We start from the raw sequence: 18,979 nt of genomic DNA on the forward strand, positions 1-18,979 counted from the left end.
AACAGGGCAGGGTGAAAAAAAGGGCGGATTTCCGCCCTTTTTGCTGGCTACATGGCAGCGGCGAAGATCGCCATAATCTCTGCGTGGCTGGCCTGTACCGGGTTGGTGAAGCCGCAGGCATCTTTCAGCGCGTTGGTCGCCAGCGTCGGGAAGTCCTCCTCGCGCACCTGCAACGCACGCAGCCCCTCCGGGATGCCGACCGCCTTCGCCAGCGCGCGGATCGCCGCGATGCACGCCTCTGCCCCTTGTGTGTCATCCATCCCCTCGACCGCTATCCCCATGGCCGCTGCCACCTCTTTCAGCCGTCCGGCCGCTGCCTGGGCGTTGAATGCCTGCACATGGGGCAGCAGCACCGCGTTGCAGACGCCGTGCGGCAGGTTGTAGAAGCCGCCAAGCTGGTGCGCCATCGCATGGACATAGCCGAGCGAGGCATTGTTGAAGGCCATCCCGGCGAGGAACTGGGCATAGGCCATCGCCTCACGCGCCTGCGGGTTCGCGCCATCCTCCACCGCGGTACGCAGGTTGTCGGCGATCATGGTGATGGCCTTCAGCGCGCAGGCGTCGGTGATCGGGTCAGCGGCGGTGGAGACATAGGCTTCCACCGCGTGGGTCAGGGCATCCATGCCGGTGGCGGCGGTCAGCCCCTTCGGCATCCCGGCCATCAGCTGCGGATCGTTGACCGACAGCAGCGGCGTCACGTTCTTATCGACAATCGCCATTTTGATGTGGCGCGCCTCATCGGTGATGATGCAGAAACGCGTCATCTCCGAGGCGGTGCCAGCGGTGGTGTTGATGGCAATCAGCGGCAATTGCGGTTTGGCGGAGCGGTCAACGCCCTCGTAATCCTTGATCTCGCCGCCGTTGGCCGCCACCAGCGCAATGCCCTTGGCGCAGTCATGCGGGGAGCCGCCGCCCAGCGACACCACGCAGTCGCACGCCCTGGCGCGCAGGATCGCCAGCCCATCCGCCACGTTCTGGCAGGTGGGATTGGGGTGGGTGCCGTCAAATACGCTGCTCTCGATGCCTCCCGCCGCCAGCAGCGCCTGCACCTGCGCAACCACGCCCAGCTGGCTGAGCACGCTGTCGGTGACAATCAGCGCGTGGCGGAAGTGGTGATCCTGCATCACGCTGACCGCCTGCGTCAGGCAGCCCGCGCCAATGACATTGATGGAGGGAATATAAAAGGTGGAAATGGCCATGGTAACTCTCCTGTCCGGGTAGGGTAGGCCCTCACCATAGTCCTGTTATTGATGCGGCAAATTGATTTCCCGCAAAGAGACGGCACTTTCCAGTGCAGCATGAAAAAATTAACTCCCTGATTTGTTAGGTGATTCACTTAGCGTTTTGCCGCGTGGCGGCCGGCGGCGGCGGGTTGGGCGGCGAGAGGCTAGAATGGGGGGAGCAGCCGTGTATAATGCGCGCGGCAAATAGATGATGAGGTCAATGTGACGCAGGAAAATAACCACGAATTCTGGATGCGGCACGCATTGACGCTGGCGCAACGCGCGCAGGATGAGGGCGAGGTGCCGGTCGGCGCGGTGCTGGTGCTGGACAACCAGCCGATTGGCGAAGGGTGGAACCGGCCGATTGGCCGCCACGACCCAACCGCCCACGCCGAGATCATGGCGCTGCGGCAGGGCGGCCAGGTGCTGCAAAACTACCGGCTGCTGAACGCCACCCTCTACGTGACCCTGGAGCCGTGCGTGATGTGCGCCGGGGCGATGGTGCACAGCCGCATTGGGCGGCTGGTGTATGGCGCGGAGGATCTGAAGACCGGCGCGGTCGGCTCGCTGCTCGACGTGCTGCGTCACCCCGGCATGAACCACCAGATTGAGGTGGAGTCGGGCGTGCTGGCGGAGGCGTGCTCCACCCAGCTGAGCGACTTCTTCCGCCTGCGCCGCGCCCAGCAGAAGGCGCTGAAACAGGCGGCGCGCGCCGCCGGCCAGTAAGGCGCTACAGCCCGGCCGCCTCGGCGGAGACCGCCGGGTAACCGCGCGCATACTGCGCATCGAGGGCCGCCTGCTGGGCGGCCTTCTTCTCCCGCTCCTCCAGATAGCCCACCAGACTCGCCTGATAGCGGCGGATATTCTCCACGTAGTTATACGCCTCCTGCCCGCGCGCATAGCCGTAGGTGGTCTGGCTGTAGTAACGGCGCTGGCTGAGCATCGGCAGCCGCTGCTTCACGTCCACCCAGCTGTCCGGGTTGCCCTGCTGCGCTTTGGTCAGCTTGCGCGCGTCCAGCATGTGGCCGTAGCCCATGTTATAGGCCGCCAGCGCAAACCAGATGCGCTCATCCACCGGCACGCTCTGCGGCACCTTCTCCATCAGCCGCTCCAGATAGAGCGTACCGCCCTGGATGCTCTGCTCCGAGTCCAGCCGGTCATCGATGCCGAGGCCAGCGGCGGTGGCGCGCGTCAGCATCATCAGACCGCGCACGCCGGTGGGGGAGGTGGCGGTCGGGTCCCAATGCGACTCCTGATAGGAGATGGCCGCCAGCAATTTCCAGTCAAACTGGCGCGCATACTTCTCAAACAGCGGTTGCAGCGCTGGCAGGATATTGTCGATCGCCGCCAGGAAGGTGCGGGTGTCCACGTAGTCAAAGCTGCCGACGTGGCCCAGATACTTCTCCTCCAGCCGCGCCAGGGTGCCGTCCTCCATCATCTGGCTGAAGAAGTCGAGCAGCGCCGCGTGCAGGCTGTCATTGCCGCTGCGCGGGAAGAACCAGGTGACCGGCTCCTCATCAGTGATGTCAAAGGCCACCGCCAGCTGCGGATGGATGCGCTGCAACAGCCCGATGGTCACGGAGTCGCCGATGCTGTACTCCAGCTTGCCGTCCGCCACCTGCTCCAGCAGCTCGCGCGTCGAGAGATCGCCCACCGACTCCCAGCTCAGGTCGGGGTGCTTGCCCGCTTTCAGTTGCTTCAGGGTGCTGACGTAGGCCGAGCCAGAGGCGACCGCCAGCCGGCCCTTCAGGGCGTCGAGGTTTTTGGGCCGGGCGTTGCCCTGCCGATAGACCAGCTGTTGCGACACGGAGTAGTAGGCGGGGCTGGCGCGGAAACGGGCCAGCCGGTCAGTGTTGTAGATCAGCCCGGCGGCGGCCAGATCGGCGCGCTGGTCATCCAAATCATCAAACAGGTCATCAATGCTGCGCTGCGGCCGCACCACCAGCTTGACCCCCAGATACTCGGCAAAGTGTTGGGCCAGCTCATAATCCAGCCCGCCCGCGCCCTCCTGGCTGGTGTAGTAGGTCAGCGGGGAGTTAAGGGTGCTGATGCGCAGCTCGCCGCGTGACAGGATACGCTCAAGCTGGTCGCCCTGGTTGCTGTGCCAGGGAATGGCGGGCCAAAGGGCCAGCGCCAGGAGCAGCGTTACCGCCCCGACAAAAAGGTAATTTAATTGTATGCGCTTCAAATAGTTATCTCACTGCGGCGCGATGTCATTGCGTGTATTAGGTCATGCTAACGCATGTGTAAAATCCCAGTGCCGACGCATTTTGCTCAACAAAAAGCCAACACGCAACTTTATTGGCACCGGTTGCCAAAAGGCGGCAAAAGCGGACTAATCGTAATTATCCCTGCGCAAACGGTTTCGTCTGGCAGTGGGATTCTCTATAATGGCCCGCGTTTTCCCCCTGTTGCGCCCAATGAAGCCCTGCCTGCGGCTTCGAAGACGAGAGAACTGAAATGATGGAAATACTGCGTGGTTCGCCCGCTTTGTCGGCTTTTCGTATTAACAAACTGCTGTCCCGTTGCCAGGAAGCCCGCCTGCCGGTCGACGCTGTCTACGCCGAATATGTACACTTTGCCGACGTCAGTGCGCCACTGAGCGCCGACGAACAGACCAAATTGCAGCGTTTGCTGAAATATGGCCCCTCTCTCGCCGAACACGCCCCGCAAGGCCGCCTGCTGCTGGTGACGCCACGCCCCGGCACCATCTCCCCGTGGTCTTCCAAGGCAACGGACATCGCCCATAACTGTGGCCTGACGCAGGTCACGCGCCTCGAGCGCGGCCTGGCCTTCTATATTGAGGCGCCGACCCTGACGGACGCGCAGTGGCAGGCATTGGCCGCCCTGCTGCATGACCGCATGATGGAGTGCGTCTTTAGCGAGCTGGAGCAGGCACAGCAGCTCTTTGCGCACCACCAGCCGGCCCCGGTCGGGCATGTGGATGTGCTGGGCGAAGGGCGCGGCGCGCTGGAGCAGGCGAACGTCAAGCTGGGCCTGGCACTGGCGCAGGATGAGATTGACTACCTGCAACAGGCCTTCACCACGCTGGGGCGCAACCCGACCGACATCGAGCTGTATATGTTCGCGCAGGCGAACTCCGAGCACTGCCGCCACAAGATCTTCAACGCCGATTGGGTGATCGATGGCGAGGCGCAGCCGAAGTCGCTGTTCAAAATGATCAAGAACACCTTTGAGAAGACCCCCGACCACGTGCTCTCCGCTTACAAGGACAACGCCGCGGTAATGGAAGGCTCGACGGTGGGCCGCTTCTTCGCCGACGCGAAAGAGGGGCGCTATGACTACCATCAGGAAGAGGCGCATATCCTGATGAAGGTAGAGACCCACAACCACCCGACCGCCATCTCCCCGTGGCCGGGCGCGGCCACCGGCTCCGGCGGCGAGATCCGCGATGAGGGCGCAACCGGGCGTGGCGCGAAACCGAAAGCAGGGCTGGTGGGTTTCTCCGTCTCCAACCTGCGCATCCCTGGCTTTGAGCAGCCGTGGGAAGAGGATTTCGGCAAGCCAGAGCGCATTGTCACCGCGCTCGACATCATGACCGAAGGCCCGCTGGGCGGCGCGGCCTTCAACAACGAATTTGGCCGGCCAGCGCTGCTGGGCTACTTCCGTACCTATGAGGAAGAGGTCAGCAGCCACAATGGCGTGGAGCTGCGTGGCTACCACAAGCCGATCATGCTGGCGGGCGGCATTGGCAACATCCGTGCCGACCATGTGCAGAAGGGTGAGATCACCGTAGGCGCCAAGCTGATTGTGCTGGGCGGGCCAGCGATGAACATCGGCCTCGGCGGCGGCGCGGCCTCCTCGATGGCCTCAGGCCAGTCGGACGCCGACCTCGATTTCGCCTCCGTGCAGCGTGACAACCCAGAGATGGAGCGCCGTTGCCAGGAGGTGATTGACCGCTGCTGGCAGCTGGGCGAAGAGAACCCGATCCTGTTTATCCATGACGTCGGCGCGGGCGGCCTCTCCAACGCCATGCCGGAGCTGGTGAGCGACGGCGGCCGCGGCGGCCGGTTCGAGCTGCGCGACATCCTGAATGATGAGCCGGGCATGAGCCCGCTGGAAGTGTGGTGCAACGAATCCCAGGAGCGTTACGTGCTGGCGGTGGCACCGGCGCAACTGGCGCAGTTCGATGAGATCTGCCGCCGTGAGCGCGCGCCGTATGCGGTGATTGGCGAGGCGACCGAAGAGCGCCACCTGACGCTGAACGATAGCCACTTCGACAACCAGCCGATCGACATGCCGCTGGATGTGCTGCTGGGCAAGACGCCGAAAATGCTGCGTGACGTGACGCGCCAACAGGCGGCTGGCCATGCGCTGCAACGCGAGGGCATCACCCTGGCAGACGCCGTTAACCGTGTGCTGCACCTGCCGGCAGTGGCGGAGAAGACCTTCCTGATCACCATCGGCGACCGTACCGTGACCGGCATGGTGGCACGCGACCAGATGGTCGGCCCGTGGCAGATCCCGGTGGCGGACTGTGCGGTCACCACCGCCAGCCTCGACAGCTACCACGGCGAGGCGATGTCGCTGGGCGAGCGCGCCCCGGTGGCGCTGCTCAACTTTGCCGCCTCCGCCCGTCTGGCGGTCGGCGAGGCGCTGACCAACCTGGCGGCGACCGACATTGGCAGCCTGAAGCGGGTGAAACTCTCCGCCAACTGGATGTCAGCGGCGGGCCACCCCGGCGAGGACGCGGGCCTGTATGACGCGGTACGCGCGGTGGGCGAGGAGCTTTGCCCGGCGCTCGGCCTGACCATTCCGGTCGGCAAGGACTCCATGTCAATGAAGACCCGCTGGCAGGAGGGCAACGAGACGCGTGAGATGACCTCGCCGCTCTCGCTGGTGATCACCGCCTTCGCCCGCGTGGAGGATGTGCGCCGTACCGTGACCCCACAACTGCGCACCGACAAGGGCGACAATGCGCTGCTGCTGATCGATCTGGGCAACGGCCGCAACGCGCTGGGTGCCACCGCGCTGGCGCAGGTCTATCGCCAGTTGGGCGACACCACCGCCGATGTGCATGACGCCGAACAGCTGGCGGGCTTCTTCAACGCCATGCAGGCGCTGGTGGCAGAGGGCAAGCTGCTGGCCTACCACGACCGCGGCGACGGCGGCCTGCTGGTGACGCTGGCAGAGATGGCGTTTGCTGGCCACTGCGGTCTTGACGTGGACATCCATGCGCTGGGCAATGACGCGCTGGCGGCACTGTTCAACGAGGAGCTGGGTGCGGTCATCCAGGTGAAAGAGGAGCAGCGTGCGGAAGTTGAGGCGCTGCTGGCGAAGCATGGCCTGCAAGCGTGCACCCACTATCTGGGACGCGCCACCGAGGGCGACCGCTTCGTGATCCAGAGCAACGGCCACGCGGTCTACAGCGAGAGCCGCAGCACCCTGCGCACCTGGTGGGCTGAAACCACCTGGCAGATGCAGCGCCTGCGCGACAACCCAGAGTGCGCCGATCAGGAGCACCACGCCAAACAGCAGGCCAGCGATCCGGGCCTGAACGCCAAGCTGACCTTTGCGCCGGACGAAGATGTGGCCGCGCCGTACATCGCCAAACAGGCTCGGCCGAAAGTGGCGGTGCTGCGCGAGCAGGGCGTTAACTCCCACGTGGAGATGGCGGCCGCCTTCCATCGCGCCGGTTTCGATGCGGTGGACGTGCACATGAGCGACCTGATCGAGGGGCGTCGTGATCTGCAAGATTTCCACACGCTGGTGGCGTGCGGCGGCTTCTCCTACGGCGACGTACTGGGCGCGGGCGAAGGCTGGGCGAAATCCGTGCTGTTCAACAGCCGCGTGCGCGACGAGTTTGAAGACTTCTTCAACCGTCCGCAGACGCTGGCGCTGGGCGTGTGCAACGGCTGCCAGATGATGTCCAACCTCAAGGAGCTGATCCCAGGGGCCGAGAGCTGGCCGCGCTTCGTGCGCAACCTGTCGGATCGCTTCGAGGCGCGCTTCAGTCTGGTGGAAGTGGCCGCCAGCCCGTCGCTGCTGATGGAGGGGATGGCTGGCTCCCGGATGCCGATCGCCGTCTCCCACGGGGAAGGGCGAGTGGAGGTGCGTGACAACGCCCACCTGGCGACGCTGGAGCATCAGGGTCTGGTGGCGCTGCGCTATGTCGATAACCTGGGTAACGTCACCGAGAACTACCCGGCCAACCCGAACGGCTCGCCGAACGGCATTACGGCGGTCACCAACGCCAGCGGCCGCGTGACGGTAATGATGCCGCACCCGGAGCGCGTGTTCCGTACCGTCAGCAACTCCTGGCACCCGGAAAACTGGGGCGAGGACAGCCCGTGGATGCGGATGTTCCGCAACGCGCGCCGTCAGCTCGGCTGATAGCCCATGCATTAACAGGCGGCCTGCGGGCCGCCTTTTTTATGGCTGTCGGGAAATGGCGACGTCAGCCATTTTCGATGTCGCCAAAAAGCGACACTTAATCCTTTGAATTATATGAATTAAAATTGATAGTGAGAAAAGTGTCGGTTTTTGGCGACAGCGCGGCGCAAAAATGCGCAAGTAATCCCTTGTTAGTTAACTGAATTTTTAGCACGTCACATAAAATTATTCTTAAAACTAACCACTTAATGCATTATCCAAAAAGTTGGCATACAATGTGCATTCTATTGCGCAGTTGCTCATTCACCTTACTTATGACGGCCCCGCCCCGGCGGAATATGCGCCCCATAAGATCCGAATGACGCCAAAGCAAGGTGCCTATCGTCCACCGCATCGATTATCGCCAGCTGGCTTTATCACCCGCAGGACGACACGTTGAGTGAGGCGCCAACCTTAACTCCCCCCGCCGGTAAGCGTCTTACCCAAGGGGCAAGACGGATGCCGACCGTTCCACCTTTGATGAGTGTTCATCAGCCTGGGAACGTTATCACGCATCCACCCATTCCGCCGCAGGGTCATACCGTGCGGCTGGCCCCCGCGGGGGCCAGGCCCTGACCGCCTCCACCGACACCCACGAGTGTCAGGGTCTCTACCTTGGGCAAACGGCCCACACATCAGGCACCGCATTGGCGGTGCTTTTTTTTGCCGGTTTTCTGCCCGGCCCGGCGCTGGGGTATACTGCGGCGGCGGGTTGCCCGCATTTCCCTGTGCAAGGAGCCGGTCACACATGCGATTCAACACCCGCCTCGCCACCCTGCAACGGCTGACGCTGAAAAGCTGGCGTTTCTTCCCCCGTTCCCTGCGCCAGCTGGTGCTGATGGCCTTTTTGCTGGTGCTGCTGCCCCTGCTGGTGCTGGCCTATCAGGCCTATGAGAGCCTCGATAACCTCAGCGCCCAGGCGGCTGACATCAACCGCACCACCCTAAGCGACGCGCGGCGCAGCGAGGCGATGACCAGCGTGGCGCTGGAGATGGAGCGCAGCTACCGCCAGTACTGCGTGCTGGATGACGCCACGCTGGCGCGGCTCTATCAGGATCAGCGCCAGCGCTATGCGCAGATGCTGGATACCCACGCCACCATCCTGCCCGATCCGCGTTACTACCAGACGCTGCATACGCTGCTCGACCAGCTGTCAACGATGGCCTGCCAGCAGAGCGGCCCCAGCCCACAGGCCTCGGCCGGGCTGGAGCTCTTCTCCCGATCCAACGCCGAAATGGTGCAGGCCACCCGCAATATCATTTTCTCGCGCGGCCAGCAGCTGCAACAGGCGATTGCCGAGCGCGGCCACTACTTCGGCTGGCAGGCGCTGATGCTGTTCCTGCTCAGCGTGATGCTGGTGGCCCTCTTCACCCGCATGATCATCGGCCCGGTGAAGGGGGTGGAGCGGATGATCAACCGGCTGGGGGAGGGGCGGGCGCTCGGCAACAGCGTGATGTTCCACGGCCCGCGTGAGTTGCAGTCGCTGGCCCAGCGCATCATCTGGCTCAGTGAGCGGCTCGCCTGGCTGGAGTCGCAGCGCCATGAGTTTTTGCGCCACATCTCCCACGAGCTGAAAACGCCCCTCGCCAGTATGCGTGAGGGCACGGAGCTGCTGGCGGATGAGGTGGCCGGGCCGCTGACCCGCGACCAGCAGGAGGTGGTGGCCATCCTCGACAAGAGCAGCCGCCACCTGCAAACCCTGATTGAGCAGCTGCTCGACTACAACCGCAAGCTGTCAGATGGCCCGGCGGAGAAGGCGCAGGTGGCGCTGCCGGAGATGGTGGCGCGGGTGGTCTCCGCCCATAGCCTGCCAGCGCGCGCCAAGCAGATCCGCACCCACCTGGATCTGGCGGCGACCCACTGCCGCGCCGAACCGACGCTGCTGATGCGCGCGCTCGACAACCTCTACTCCAATGCGGTGCACTACGGGGCTGAATCCGGTAACATCTGGATCCGCAGCCGTCAGGCTGGCAACCGGCTACACATTGAGGTCGCCAACAGCGGCACGCCGATTGCCGAAAGTGAGAAAGCGATGATTTTTGAGCCATTTTTTCAGGGCAGCCAGCAACGCAAGGGCGCGGTCAAGGGCAGTGGCCTCGGGCTGAGCATTGCCCATGACTGCATCAGCCGGATGCAAGGCGATCTGCAGCTGATCAAGGTGGCCTATGCTGATGTCTGTTTCCGAATTGAACTGCCGTTACCAGCCGGGAATCACGAACAATGACAATGCGCATATTTGGCTCCCTGCTACAGCGGGGAGCGGGAGTGGCCCGGGCGGTGCGCGGCGGGCGGCTACTGGCCTCGCTGGGCCTGCTGCCGATGCTGGCCAGCTGTATGCAGGGTGGCGGCCAGGGTGCCGCCCATACCCCGTTGCAGGCGCTGCCCGACCAGCAGGTGATCGACTTCCGCGTCGCCGCCTGTGAAACCCTGTGGGATCTGGAGGGCAAAGAGAGCACCGAGAATGCCCTCTACTGGCTACGGGCGATTGACTGCGCCGACCGGCTCGGCCCCGCCGAGGCCCAGCGGCTCGGCCAGTCGATGGTGGTGGACTCCTGGGAGAGTGCCTTCCGCCAGAGCATCCTGCTCTCCAGCGCCGACCCGACGCCAGCGGGCCGCCGCCAGCTGCTCACGCGGGTCAACCAGTACCGCGCCGAGATGCCCGGTTCACTGCGGCCGCTGGTGCAGCTCTGGCGGGAGCGCCAGAACCTGGAGATTGTGCTGAACGAGGAGCGGGCAAAGGCCCAGCGCGCCCAGGAGGCGAACGCCAGCCAGATCGCGGCGCTGCATCAGGCGCAGGCGCTGCTTCAGGATAAGCTCAGCGACACCCAGCAGAAGCTGGAGAACCTGACCGACATCGAGCGCCGGCTCTCCTCGCGCAAGCAGTTGCAGGGCGAGTTGCCGGAGGGCGGCGAGGGCCATCGCCGCGTCGATCCCGATGAGACCTACACCCCGCCGGCTGCCGGCGACCACTAAGGAGGGCCAGGATGACCCAACGTAAACCCGCCAACCTGCTGCTGGTGGATGACGATCCCAGCCTGCTGAAGCTGCTCGGGATGCGCCTGAGCAGCGAGGGGTTCAGCGTCACCACCGCCGAGAGCGGGCAAGAGGCGTTGCGGCTGCTGGCACGCGAAAAGATTGATCTGGTGATCAGCGACTTGCGGATGGATGAGATGGATGGCATGGCGCTGTTCAGCGAGATCCAGAAGCACCAGCCGGGGATGCCGGTGATCATCCTGACCGCCCACGGCTCCATCCCGGACGCGGTGGCGGCCACCCAGCAGGGCGTGTTCAGCTTCCTCACCAAGCCGGTGGATCGTGACGCGCTCTACAAGGCGATCGACGAGGCGCTGGCGCTGACCACCGCCCCGGCGGCGGATGAGCGCTGGCGTGAGGCGATTGTCACCCGTAGCCCACTGATGCTGCGTCTGCTGGAGCAGGCGCGGATGGTGGCGCAGTCGGACGTCAGCGTGCTGATCAACGGCCAGAGCGGCACCGGCAAGGAGGTGCTGGCGCAGGCGATCCACGCCGCCAGCCCGCGCGCGCAGCGGCCGTTCATCGCCATCAACTGCGGCGCGCTGCCGGAGCAGTTGCTGGAGTCAGAGCTGTTCGGCCATGCCAAGGGCGCGTTTACCGGCGCGGTCAGCCAGCGTGAGGGGCTGTTTCAGGCGGCGGAGGGGGGCACGCTGTTCCTCGATGAGATTGGCGACATGCCGCTCTCGTTGCAGGTCAAGCTGCTGCGGGTGCTCCAGGAGCGCAAGGTGCGGCCGCTCGGCAGCAACCGCGATCTGGAGGTCAATGTGCGCATCCTCTCCGCCACCCACCGCGACCTGCCAAAGGTGATGGCGCGCGGCGAATTCCGTGAGGATCTCTTCTACCGCCTGAATGTGGTCAACCTCAAGCTGCCAGCGCTGAATGAGCGGCCAGAGGATATTCCGCTGCTCGCCAACCATCTGCTGCGCGCCGCGGCGCAGCGCCACAAACCGTTTGTGCGCAGCTTCTCCTCCGATGCGATGAAACGGCTGATGGCGGCGAGCTGGCCGGGCAACGTGCGCCAACTGGTCAATGTGATTGAGCAGTGCGTGGCGCTCACCTCCGCGCCAGTGATCAGTGACGCGTTGGTGGAGCAGGCGCTGGAGGGGGAGAACCGGGTACTGCCGACCTTCGCCGAGGCGCGCAACCAGTTTGAGCTGCACTATCTGCGCAAGCTGTTGCAGATCGCCAAGGGCAACGTGACGCAGGCGGCGCGCATGGCCGGGCGCAACCGCACCGAGTTCTATAAGCTGCTGTCGCGCCACGAGCTGGATGCCAACGACTTTAAGGATTAGCCGCCGCAGGTGGCTAAACAAACCGGCCAGAATGCTTTACACTCGCAGGCTTATTGTCGCGCCGGGCAGGGCAGGATAGTGGGCAACTGCCATACTTAACGGGCCACCGTGGCCAGCGCCGGGCAGGCAATCGTTGTCGGACAGTGGGCGTGCGCCGCCGCCCGGCACGTGATGTCAGACGAAAACCTCCGGCCTTGGCCGCATATTATGTAAAAGAAAGGGTTCGCCATGAAAAAGATTGACGCGATTATTAAGCCGTTCAAACTGGATGATGTCCGTGAAGCACTGGCCGAAGTCGGGATTACCGGCATGACGGTCACCGAAGTAAAAGGCTTTGGCCGCCAGAAGGGCCACACTGAACTCTACCGCGGCGCGGAGTATATGGTCGATTTTCTGCCGAAAGTGAAAATCGAGATTGTGGTGGCAGATGACATCGTGGACACCTGCGTGGAGACCATCATGCGCACCGCGCAGACCGGTAAAATCGGCGACGGCAAGATCTTTGTCTTTGACGTCTCCCGCGTGGTGCGTATCCGTACCGGCGAAGAGGATGAAGAGGCGATCTAAGCCCGCTCTCCGCCATAAAAAAGGGCGCCTTCGGGCGCCCTTTTTGCGTTGGCTTACAGCACTTTGTGCGGGCCAAACACTTCGTAGTGCAGGTTTTCCGCTGGGATACCGGCATCCAGCAGCTGGCGGGCAACAAACTGCATGAAACCGACCGGGCCGCAGAGGTAGAAGTGCATTCCCGGCGCCGTCAGTTGCGGTGCGACTGCCCCCAGATCCATCCAGCCGATGCTGTGGTAGTCCACGCCCACGATATCTGCCGCTTCCGGCTGGCGATACCAGACATGGCGGGAGAGGTTCGGCAGCGCGGCGGCAAGTTCGGCCACTTCACCGGCAAAGGCGTGCAGGCGGCCATTCTCGGCGGCATGTAGCCAGTTGATCGGCGCGGCGTGCCCCTTCGCCTTCAGGGTGTGGAGCATGGAGAGCAGCGGGGTCTGGCCAACGCCAGCGGAGATCAGCGTCACGGGCGTTTCCGGTTGCACATCCATGAAGAAATCACCGCGCGGCGCGGCGAGTTGCACCACGCTGCCCTCTTGCGCCACCTGATGCAGGTAGCGGGAGACCGCGCCCTCATCCTCACGTTTCACTGCGATGCGGTAGCTGTGGCCATTCGGCGCGGCGGTCAGGGAGTACTGGCGGATCTGGCGGTGGGTGTGCCAGGCGGCATCCTGCACATAGACCGACACATACTGGCCCGGCTGGAAATCAACGACCGGGCCGCCATCCACCGGTGCCAGCTCAAAGCTGGTGATGATCTCGCTCTGCGGCTGCTTGCGCACGATGCGGAAATCGCGGGTGCCTTCCCAGCCGCCGTTCTGCGCTGCGGTCTCCTGGTAGATCTGCCCCTCACGCTGGATAAAGACCCCAGCCAGCACCCCATACGCTTTGCCCCAGGCATCCAGCACCTCTTGACCGGGGCTGAGCAGCTCATCCAGCGTCGCCAGCAGGTTCTCACCAACAATCGCGTACTGCTCCGGGCGGATGTTCAGGCTGGCGTGCTTCTGCGCAATCTTCTCTACGGCTGGCAGGATGGCGGGCAGGTTTTCAATATTGGCGGCATAGGCGCAGATGGCATTGAACAGCGCCTCGCGCTGGTCGCCATTGCTCTGGTGGCGCATATTGAAGACATTTTGTAACTCTGGATGGCGACCCAGCATCCGCTCATAAAAGTGGGCGGTCAGTTTTGGGCCGGTGGCAACCAGCACGGGAATGGTCGATTTAATGATGGCAACAGTTTGTGAGTCCAACATTGGGTGCTCCTGGGGACGCGACGCGTCAGAAAGGTAAAGGACTAAATGATGTATTTGATATGCATCTTATAGCAGCCGTAGGTGGTTGTAAATAGACCTATTTTTGTTAAGGATTTGTGATTTAGGGAGCGATTGTGTAAAGGTGTAATCTTTATCACGGTAGCGGAGGAAAAGCCGGTTGCACCTTGGGTTAAGGAGAGTGAAGGGAGCCTTGTGCCACCTGAAGCCAAACGTTTGCGTAAAAACCTGGCATCAGCCCTATGGCGGCAGGCAAAAACAGTTTACACTGTGGCCCATCACCCGCAGGGGTTGTTTAATTGAGTGTGAGTCAGGAGAAGCAGATGTTAAAGCGTGAAATGAACATTGCCGATTATGATGCCGAACTGTGGCAAGCAATGGAGAAGGAAGTTGTTCGTCAGGAAGAGCATATTGAGCTGATTGCCTCAGAAAACTACACCAGCCCGCGCGTTATGCAGGCTCAGGGCTCTCAGCTGACCAACAAATATGCGGAAGGCTATCCGGGTAAGCGTTACTACGGTGGCTGCGAGTATGTTGACATTGTCGAACAACTGGCCATCGACCGCGCAAAAGCGCTGTTTGGCGCTGACTATGCCAACGTCCAGCCGCACTCCGGTTCCCAGGCTAACTTCGCCGTCTACACCGCACTGTTGCAACCGGGTGACACCATCCTCGGGATGAACCTGGCGCACGGTGGCCACCTGACTCACGGCTCCCCGGTTAACCTCTCCGGCAAACTCTACAACGTCGTGCCTTACGGCATCGATGAGAGCGGCAAAATTGACTACGCTGATCTGGCGCAGCAGGCCGAGACTCACAAGCCGAAAATGATCATCGGTGGCTTCTCCGCCTACTCTGGTACCGTTGACTGGGCAAAAATGCGCGAAATCGCAGACAGCATCGGCGCTTACCTGTTCGTTGACATGGCGCACGTCGCCGGTCTGGTGGCGGCGGGCGTCTATCCGAACCCGGTTCCTCACGCACACATCGTCACCACCACCACCCACAAAACCCTGGCTGGCCCGCGCGGCGGCCTGATCCTGGCGAAGGGCGGCAACGAAGATTTCTATAAGAAGCTGAACTCCGCTGTCTTCCCAGGCGGCCAGGGTGGCCCGCTGATGCACGTCATTGCTGGCAAGGCTGTGGCGCTGAAAGAGGCGATGGAGCCAGAGTTCAAAACCTACCAGCAGCAAGTGGCCAAAAACGCCAAGGCAATGGTGGAAGTGGTACTGGCGCGCGGCTACAAAGTGGTCTCCGGCGGCACCGAGAACCACCTGTTCCTGATGGATCTGGTGGACAAAGAGCTGACCGGTAAAGATGCTGACGCCGCACTGGGCCGCGCCAACATCACCGTCAACAAAAACAGCGTGCCGAACGATCCGAAAAGCCCGTTCGTCACCTCCGGTATCCGTATCGGTACTCCGGCGGTTACCCGTCGCGGCTTCAAAGAAGATGACGTGCGCGCGCTGGCTGGCTGGATCTGCGACGTGCTGGACAACATCCATGACGAAGCGACCATCGAGCGTGTGAAACAGCAAGTGCTGGAGATCTGCGCCCGCCTGCCGGTTTACGCATAATTGCCGGCGCGCCAGACGCGCCCCGCAACAGAAGGCACTGCTTCGGCAGTGCTTTTTTTGCCTGTGGCCGCCGGAAATTTGCGCTACAGTAGCGGCCCGATAACCTGTAAATGGAGAGACAATGGTTCTGCCTTCCCCCGTCTGGCTGGCGCTCAGCTACTTCACCTACTTTTTCTGTTACGGCATCTTCCTGCCCTTTTTCGCCACCTGGCTGAAAGGGGAGGGGCTGGACGCCGAAAGCATCGGCCTGCTGCTTGGCGCGGGCATGGTGGCACGCTTCAGCGGCACCCTGCTGCTGGCCCCGGCGGTAAAAGATCCGTCGCGGCTGGTGGCGGCGCTGCGGCTGATGGCCTTTCTGGCGCTGGTGGGCTGCACGGCCTTCTGGTTCGGCAACCACTGGGCCTGGCTGCTGATGGTGATGGCCGGCTTCAACCTGTTCTTTGGCCCGCTGGTGCCAATGAGCGATGCGCTGGCCGCCACCTGGCAGCGGCAGATTGGCCTCGACTATGGCCGGGTGCGGGTGTGGGGCTCATTGGCGTTCGTGATTGGCTCCGCCTTTATCGGCAAGATGATCGCGGTCTACGGTCACCCGGCCATCTTGGTCGCCCTGACGGCCGGGCTGGCGGCAATGCTGGTCGGCATGTTGCTGCGGCCAGCGGTGATGCCGCATGGCGCGACGCGCGGGGAGAGCGGGGCGATCCCGTGGCGTGAGCTGTTGGGCCAGCCAGCGGTGCGACGCTTCTTGTTATGCGTGACGCTGATGCAGGGGGCGCACGCCGCCTACTACAGCTTCAGCGCGCTCTACTGGCAGGAGGCGGGCTACTCGGCGGCAGTGGTGGGCTACCTCTGGTCGCTGGGGGTGGTGGCGGAGGTGGTGATCTTCACCTTCAGCCAGAAGCTGTTCAAGCGCTGGAGCGCTCGCCAGTTGCTGCTGCTCTCCGCCTGCTGCGGGGTGGTGCGCTGGTTGCTGATGGGGGCGTTCATTGACCTGCCGTGGCTGCTGGTGATGCAGATTCTGCACTGCGGCAGCTTCACTGTCTGCCACCTGGCGGCGATGCGCTTTATCTCCGCGCGCGGCGAGCGGGAAGTGATCCGGTTGCAGGCGGCCTACTCGGCGCTGGCGATGGGCGGCGGCATTGCGGTGATGACCATGATCTCTGGCTTCCTGTTCCAACACCTGCACCAGCACCTGTTCTGGGTGATGGCGCTGGTGGCGCTGCCAGCCATCTTCCTGCGGCCGCAGGTGGCACCGACGGCCCGCTAGTTCAGGGGCTTTCCAGCAGGGCGCGGATTTGCAGCCGTTGCGCCTTCTCCAGCGGCAACGCGATATACAGCGTCGGCAGCACGCTGTCCGGCGCGCAGGCGTAGGGCGAGACCACCAGCGTCACGCCGCGCGGCGCGCCCTCACGCAGGAACTGCTCCAGCGGTCGGTAGCGCAGGGTGAGCGGCAGCAGCGTCGCCTCGCGGATATGCTGCTCAACCGCGGTCTCCAGCGCCGGATTGCCGTTGGTCAGCAGCAGCACCTGCTTCTCCTGCAAGGCATTGTCCTGCATCAGCCAGGCGCCAAAGCTGATGGCGATCAGCCCAATCTCCTCCGGCGACAGGCTAATGCCATAGGCCGCCTCAAACCCCGCCAGCGCCTCCCGCGTGGTGCGCATCAGGCGCGGGTACAGCCGCACCACCTCCGCTAGCAGGGTGTGATCGATGCCGATGTCGAACTGGCAGCGCTCCAGCGCCGCGCCCATGTGGGCGAACAACTGGCCGGCCAGCCCCTGCTGGCTACTGAAACTCATGCCTGACAACTGCTGGAAGCGGCCAATCAGCTGGTGGATCTCCTCCATCAGTCGCTGGTCTTCCGGCGTGTCGTTGCTGTCATAGCTGTGGGTCTTTAGCAGGGTGAGCAGCAGGATCAGGAAATCTTCCTCCGCTTCGCGCCACGGCAGGGAGAAGTGGTGGCATAGCTCACCGGCCAGCCAGGCCGCGGCGGCGGCCTCACTCTTCTGCCGCAGCCAGCGACGCTGCTGTGGACTGAAATCGGGATGGCAAAGCTGGTGGTGGCGGTTCAGGCAGTACTTGATAAACAGGCAGAGGAAGTGGCGGTCGCGGGCGTTAAACGGGCGCCGCAGCCGCACCTCCGCCTGCTCCACCAGCGCCTGCAACAGGCCATCGGTCTCGCTGGCCTCCAGCCGGTGGAATGCCGCCAGCCCCTCATGCAGCAGCTGCGCCCCCTGTTGCCGGGTGAAGTCAGGGGAGGCGCGCAGCGCCCGTCGTAGCACATGGAAGAAACATAAACGCTGGTTAAGGATGGAACCCTCAATGCGGCATACCGCCGCCCCATCGGCCGTCAGGGCCAGATGGTGGAAACGCTGGATTTCACTCGCCACGTCGGCCAGATCCTGCCGGGTGGTGGGGAGGTCAACGCCATTGATTTGGCTGATCTTCTCCAGGCATGTCACAGGGGAGGGCGCGCATAACAGCAAAATAATATGGCAGCGCCGTTGTTGACCGGAGAGCTCAGGCGCAGGTGGAGTGGCCGGGCTCATGAACACCTTCTGACTGTCGCACGTGGGTGGGGAGGTGTAAGCATAGCAAAGGCGCGTGGCGCCTGCGCCGGATGCAGGGCAGTTTCATCCGGCCTTTGAAGCGGCATCACACTTCTGTCGTGCCGTCAGCGGGGTTTGGGCAAAAAAAATGCCGCCCATTGGGCGGCATCAAGAAATTTATACAGCAAAATTAACGTTTCAGGGCTTCGCTCAGCTCTTCACGCATGGCACCCAGCAGGGATTTCACCACGCGCGGGTTACCCGCCACCAGGTTACCGGAGTGCAGGTGGTTGTGGCCGCCAACGAAGTCAGTCACGATACCGCCCGCTTCACGCACCAGCAGTTCGCCGCCAGCGAAGTCCCACGGCTTCAGGCCAATCTCGAAGTAACCGTCCACGCGGCCAGCAGCCACGTAGGCCAGATCCAGCGCAGCGGAGCCAGAGCGGCGGAAGTCAGCGCACTGGGTAAACAGCTTGGTGACGATATTCATGTACGGGGTAGCGTGCTGCTTCAGCTTGAACGGGAAGCCGGTCGCCAGAATGGTGCCATCCAGGTCGCGGGCATTGCTGCCGCGCAGGCGGTAGCCGTTCAGCTGTGTGCCCTGACCGCGGGTCGCAGTGAACAGTTCGTTGCGCATTGGATCGTAAACCACGGCCACTTCCGTACGGCCTTTGATGCGTACGGCAATGGAGACCGCGAAGTGCGGCAGACGTTTGATGAAGTTGGAGGTGCCATCCAGTGGGTCGATAATCCATTGTACATCAGCATCTTCGCCCGGCAGTTCGCCGCACTCTTCAGAGATGATGGTGTGCTTCGGGTAAGACTTGCGGATCACGTCGATAATCAGGTGCTCAGCGTCACGGTCGACGTTGGTGACGAAGTCATTGGTGCCTTTCTGGCTCGCTTCTACAGCGTCCGGAGTTTCATAGTGTTTGGCAATCAGGTTACCGGCCTTGCGCGCAGCGCGCACGGCGATGGTCAGCATCGGATGCATGGATATCTTCCAACTGGGATGTTAAAGAACGGGAAACGGCGCGCAGTATAGCAGGGGTTCTGAAAAATACCTACGGTTGTGTTAGCATGTCA

General features: G+C 63.0%; 13 protein-coding genes. 8 read left to right on the forward strand and 5 right to left on the reverse strand.

Annotation, left to right across the window (positions count from 1 at the left end):
• Positions 1-47 precede the first annotated feature (47 nt).
• Positions 48-1,199: an L-threonine dehydrogenase gene (yiaY, locus tag C1N62_RS03830; protein WP_137762380.1), complete on the reverse strand. Its 1,152-nt coding sequence runs from the start codon at positions 1,197-1,199 to the stop codon at positions 48-50.
• A 276-nt stretch (positions 1,200-1,475) separates the two neighbouring features.
• On the opposite strand from yiaY, the gene tadA reads away from it, so the two are divergent.
• Positions 1,476-1,949: a tRNA adenosine(34) deaminase TadA gene (gene tadA, locus C1N62_RS03835; RefSeq protein WP_137764891.1), complete on the forward strand. Its 474-nt coding sequence runs from the start codon at positions 1,476-1,478 to the stop codon at positions 1,947-1,949.
• 4 nt (positions 1,950-1,953) lie between these two features.
• Here the strand turns inward: tadA and mltF are convergent, their stop codons facing one another.
• Positions 1,954-3,411, reverse strand: coding sequence for a membrane-bound lytic murein transglycosylase MltF (mltF, locus tag C1N62_RS03840; protein ID WP_137762381.1), 1,458 nt, complete (start codon positions 3,409-3,411; stop codon positions 1,954-1,956).
• A 275-nt stretch (positions 3,412-3,686) separates the two neighbouring features.
• On the opposite strand from mltF, the gene purL reads away from it, so the two are divergent.
• From purL to glnB, 5 genes are all read left to right on the forward strand, one after another.
• Positions 3,687-7,577 (forward strand): phosphoribosylformylglycinamidine synthase, encoded by a 3,891-nt coding sequence (gene purL, locus C1N62_RS03845; protein WP_137764892.1) that lies wholly within the window; start codon positions 3,687-3,689, stop codon positions 7,575-7,577.
• A gap of 787 nt (positions 7,578-8,364) precedes the next feature.
• Entirely contained in the window at positions 8,365-9,840 is a 1,476-nt protein-coding gene (locus C1N62_RS03850; RefSeq protein ID WP_137762382.1) for a HAMP domain-containing sensor histidine kinase, read from the forward strand.
• On the forward strand, positions 9,837-10,589 hold the full coding sequence (gene qseG, locus C1N62_RS03855) for a two-component system QseEF-associated lipoprotein QseG (protein ID WP_137762383.1): 753 nt from the start codon (positions 9,837-9,839) through the stop codon (positions 10,587-10,589). The genes C1N62_RS03850 and qseG overlap by 4 nt, the downstream gene beginning before the upstream one ends.
• An 11-nt stretch (positions 10,590-10,600) precedes the next feature.
• Positions 10,601-11,941, forward strand: coding sequence for a two-component system response regulator GlrR (gene glrR, locus C1N62_RS03860; RefSeq protein ID WP_137762384.1), 1,341 nt, complete (start codon positions 10,601-10,603; stop codon positions 11,939-11,941).
• A 228-nt stretch (positions 11,942-12,169) separates the two neighbouring features.
• On the forward strand, positions 12,170-12,508 hold the full coding sequence (gene glnB / locus C1N62_RS03865) for a nitrogen regulatory protein P-II (RefSeq protein WP_137762385.1): 339 nt from the start codon (positions 12,170-12,172) through the stop codon (positions 12,506-12,508).
• 53 nt (positions 12,509-12,561) lie between these two features.
• Here glnB and hmpA read toward each other — a convergent pair whose 3' ends face one another.
• Positions 12,562-13,755, reverse strand: coding sequence for an NO-inducible flavohemoprotein (gene hmpA, locus C1N62_RS03870; protein ID WP_137762386.1), 1,194 nt, complete (start codon positions 13,753-13,755; stop codon positions 12,562-12,564).
• Between the two features lie 341 nt (positions 13,756-14,096).
• On the opposite strand from hmpA, the gene glyA reads away from it, so the two are divergent.
• Both glyA and C1N62_RS03880 read left to right on the forward strand, forming a co-directional pair.
• Positions 14,097-15,350 (forward strand): serine hydroxymethyltransferase, encoded by a 1,254-nt coding sequence (glyA, locus tag C1N62_RS03875; protein WP_137762387.1) that lies wholly within the window; start codon positions 14,097-14,099, stop codon positions 15,348-15,350.
• 121 nt (positions 15,351-15,471) lie between these two features.
• Positions 15,472-16,614, forward strand: coding sequence for a 3-phenylpropionate MFS transporter (locus C1N62_RS03880; RefSeq protein ID WP_137762388.1), 1,143 nt, complete (start codon positions 15,472-15,474; stop codon positions 16,612-16,614).
• Position 16,615: 1 nt separating this feature from the next.
• Here C1N62_RS03880 and csiE read toward each other — a convergent pair whose 3' ends face one another.
• Together csiE and suhB are read right to left on the reverse strand one after the other, a co-directional pair.
• Positions 16,616-17,893, reverse strand: a complete 1,278-nt coding sequence (csiE, locus tag C1N62_RS03885; protein WP_137762389.1) for a stationary phase inducible protein CsiE — start codon at positions 17,891-17,893, stop codon at positions 16,616-16,618.
• 190 nt (positions 17,894-18,083) lie between these two features.
• Complete coding sequence (gene suhB / locus C1N62_RS03890) at positions 18,084-18,887, reverse strand: inositol-1-monophosphatase (RefSeq protein ID WP_137762390.1); 804 nt, start codon at positions 18,885-18,887, stop codon at positions 18,084-18,086.
• Positions 18,888-18,979 lie beyond the last annotated feature (92 nt).

Source organism: Nissabacter sp. SGAir0207 (genome assembly GCF_005491205.1).
In the GTDB taxonomy this organism is placed as follows: domain Bacteria; phylum Pseudomonadota; class Gammaproteobacteria; order Enterobacterales; family Enterobacteriaceae; genus Chimaeribacter.

What these genes read in the sequence shown, in the direction of transcription:
- qseG (WP_137762383.1), top strand. Translation starts at nt 9,837, where the DNA reads ATGACAATGCGCATATTTGGCTCCCTGCTACAGCGGGGAGCGGGAGTG.
- C1N62_RS03880 (WP_137762388.1), top strand. Translation starts at nt 15,472, where the DNA reads ATGGTTCTGCCTTCCCCCGTCTGGCTGGCGCTCAGCTACTTCACCTAC.
- glnB (WP_137762385.1), top strand. Translation starts at nt 12,170, where the DNA reads ATGAAAAAGATTGACGCGATTATTAAGCCGTTCAAACTGGATGATGTC.
- csiE (WP_137762389.1), bottom strand. Translation starts at nt 17,893, where the DNA reads ATGAGCCCGGCCACTCCACCTGCGCCTGAGCTCTCCGGTCAACAACGG.
- yiaY (WP_137762380.1), bottom strand. Translation starts at nt 1,199, where the DNA reads ATGGCCATTTCCACCTTTTATATTCCCTCCATCAATGTCATTGGCGCG.
- glyA (WP_137762387.1), top strand. Translation starts at nt 14,097, where the DNA reads ATGTTAAAGCGTGAAATGAACATTGCCGATTATGATGCCGAACTGTGG.
- glrR (WP_137762384.1), top strand. Translation starts at nt 10,601, where the DNA reads ATGACCCAACGTAAACCCGCCAACCTGCTGCTGGTGGATGACGATCCC.
- C1N62_RS03850 (WP_137762382.1), top strand. Translation starts at nt 8,365, where the DNA reads ATGCGATTCAACACCCGCCTCGCCACCCTGCAACGGCTGACGCTGAAA.
- hmpA (WP_137762386.1), bottom strand. Translation starts at nt 13,755, where the DNA reads ATGTTGGACTCACAAACTGTTGCCATCATTAAATCGACCATTCCCGTG.
- purL (WP_137764892.1), top strand. Translation starts at nt 3,687, where the DNA reads ATGGAAATACTGCGTGGTTCGCCCGCTTTGTCGGCTTTTCGTATTAAC.
- tadA (WP_137764891.1), top strand. Translation starts at nt 1,476, where the DNA reads ATGCGGCACGCATTGACGCTGGCGCAACGCGCGCAGGATGAGGGCGAG.
- suhB (WP_137762390.1), bottom strand. Translation starts at nt 18,887, where the DNA reads ATGCATCCGATGCTGACCATCGCCGTGCGCGCTGCGCGCAAGGCCGGT.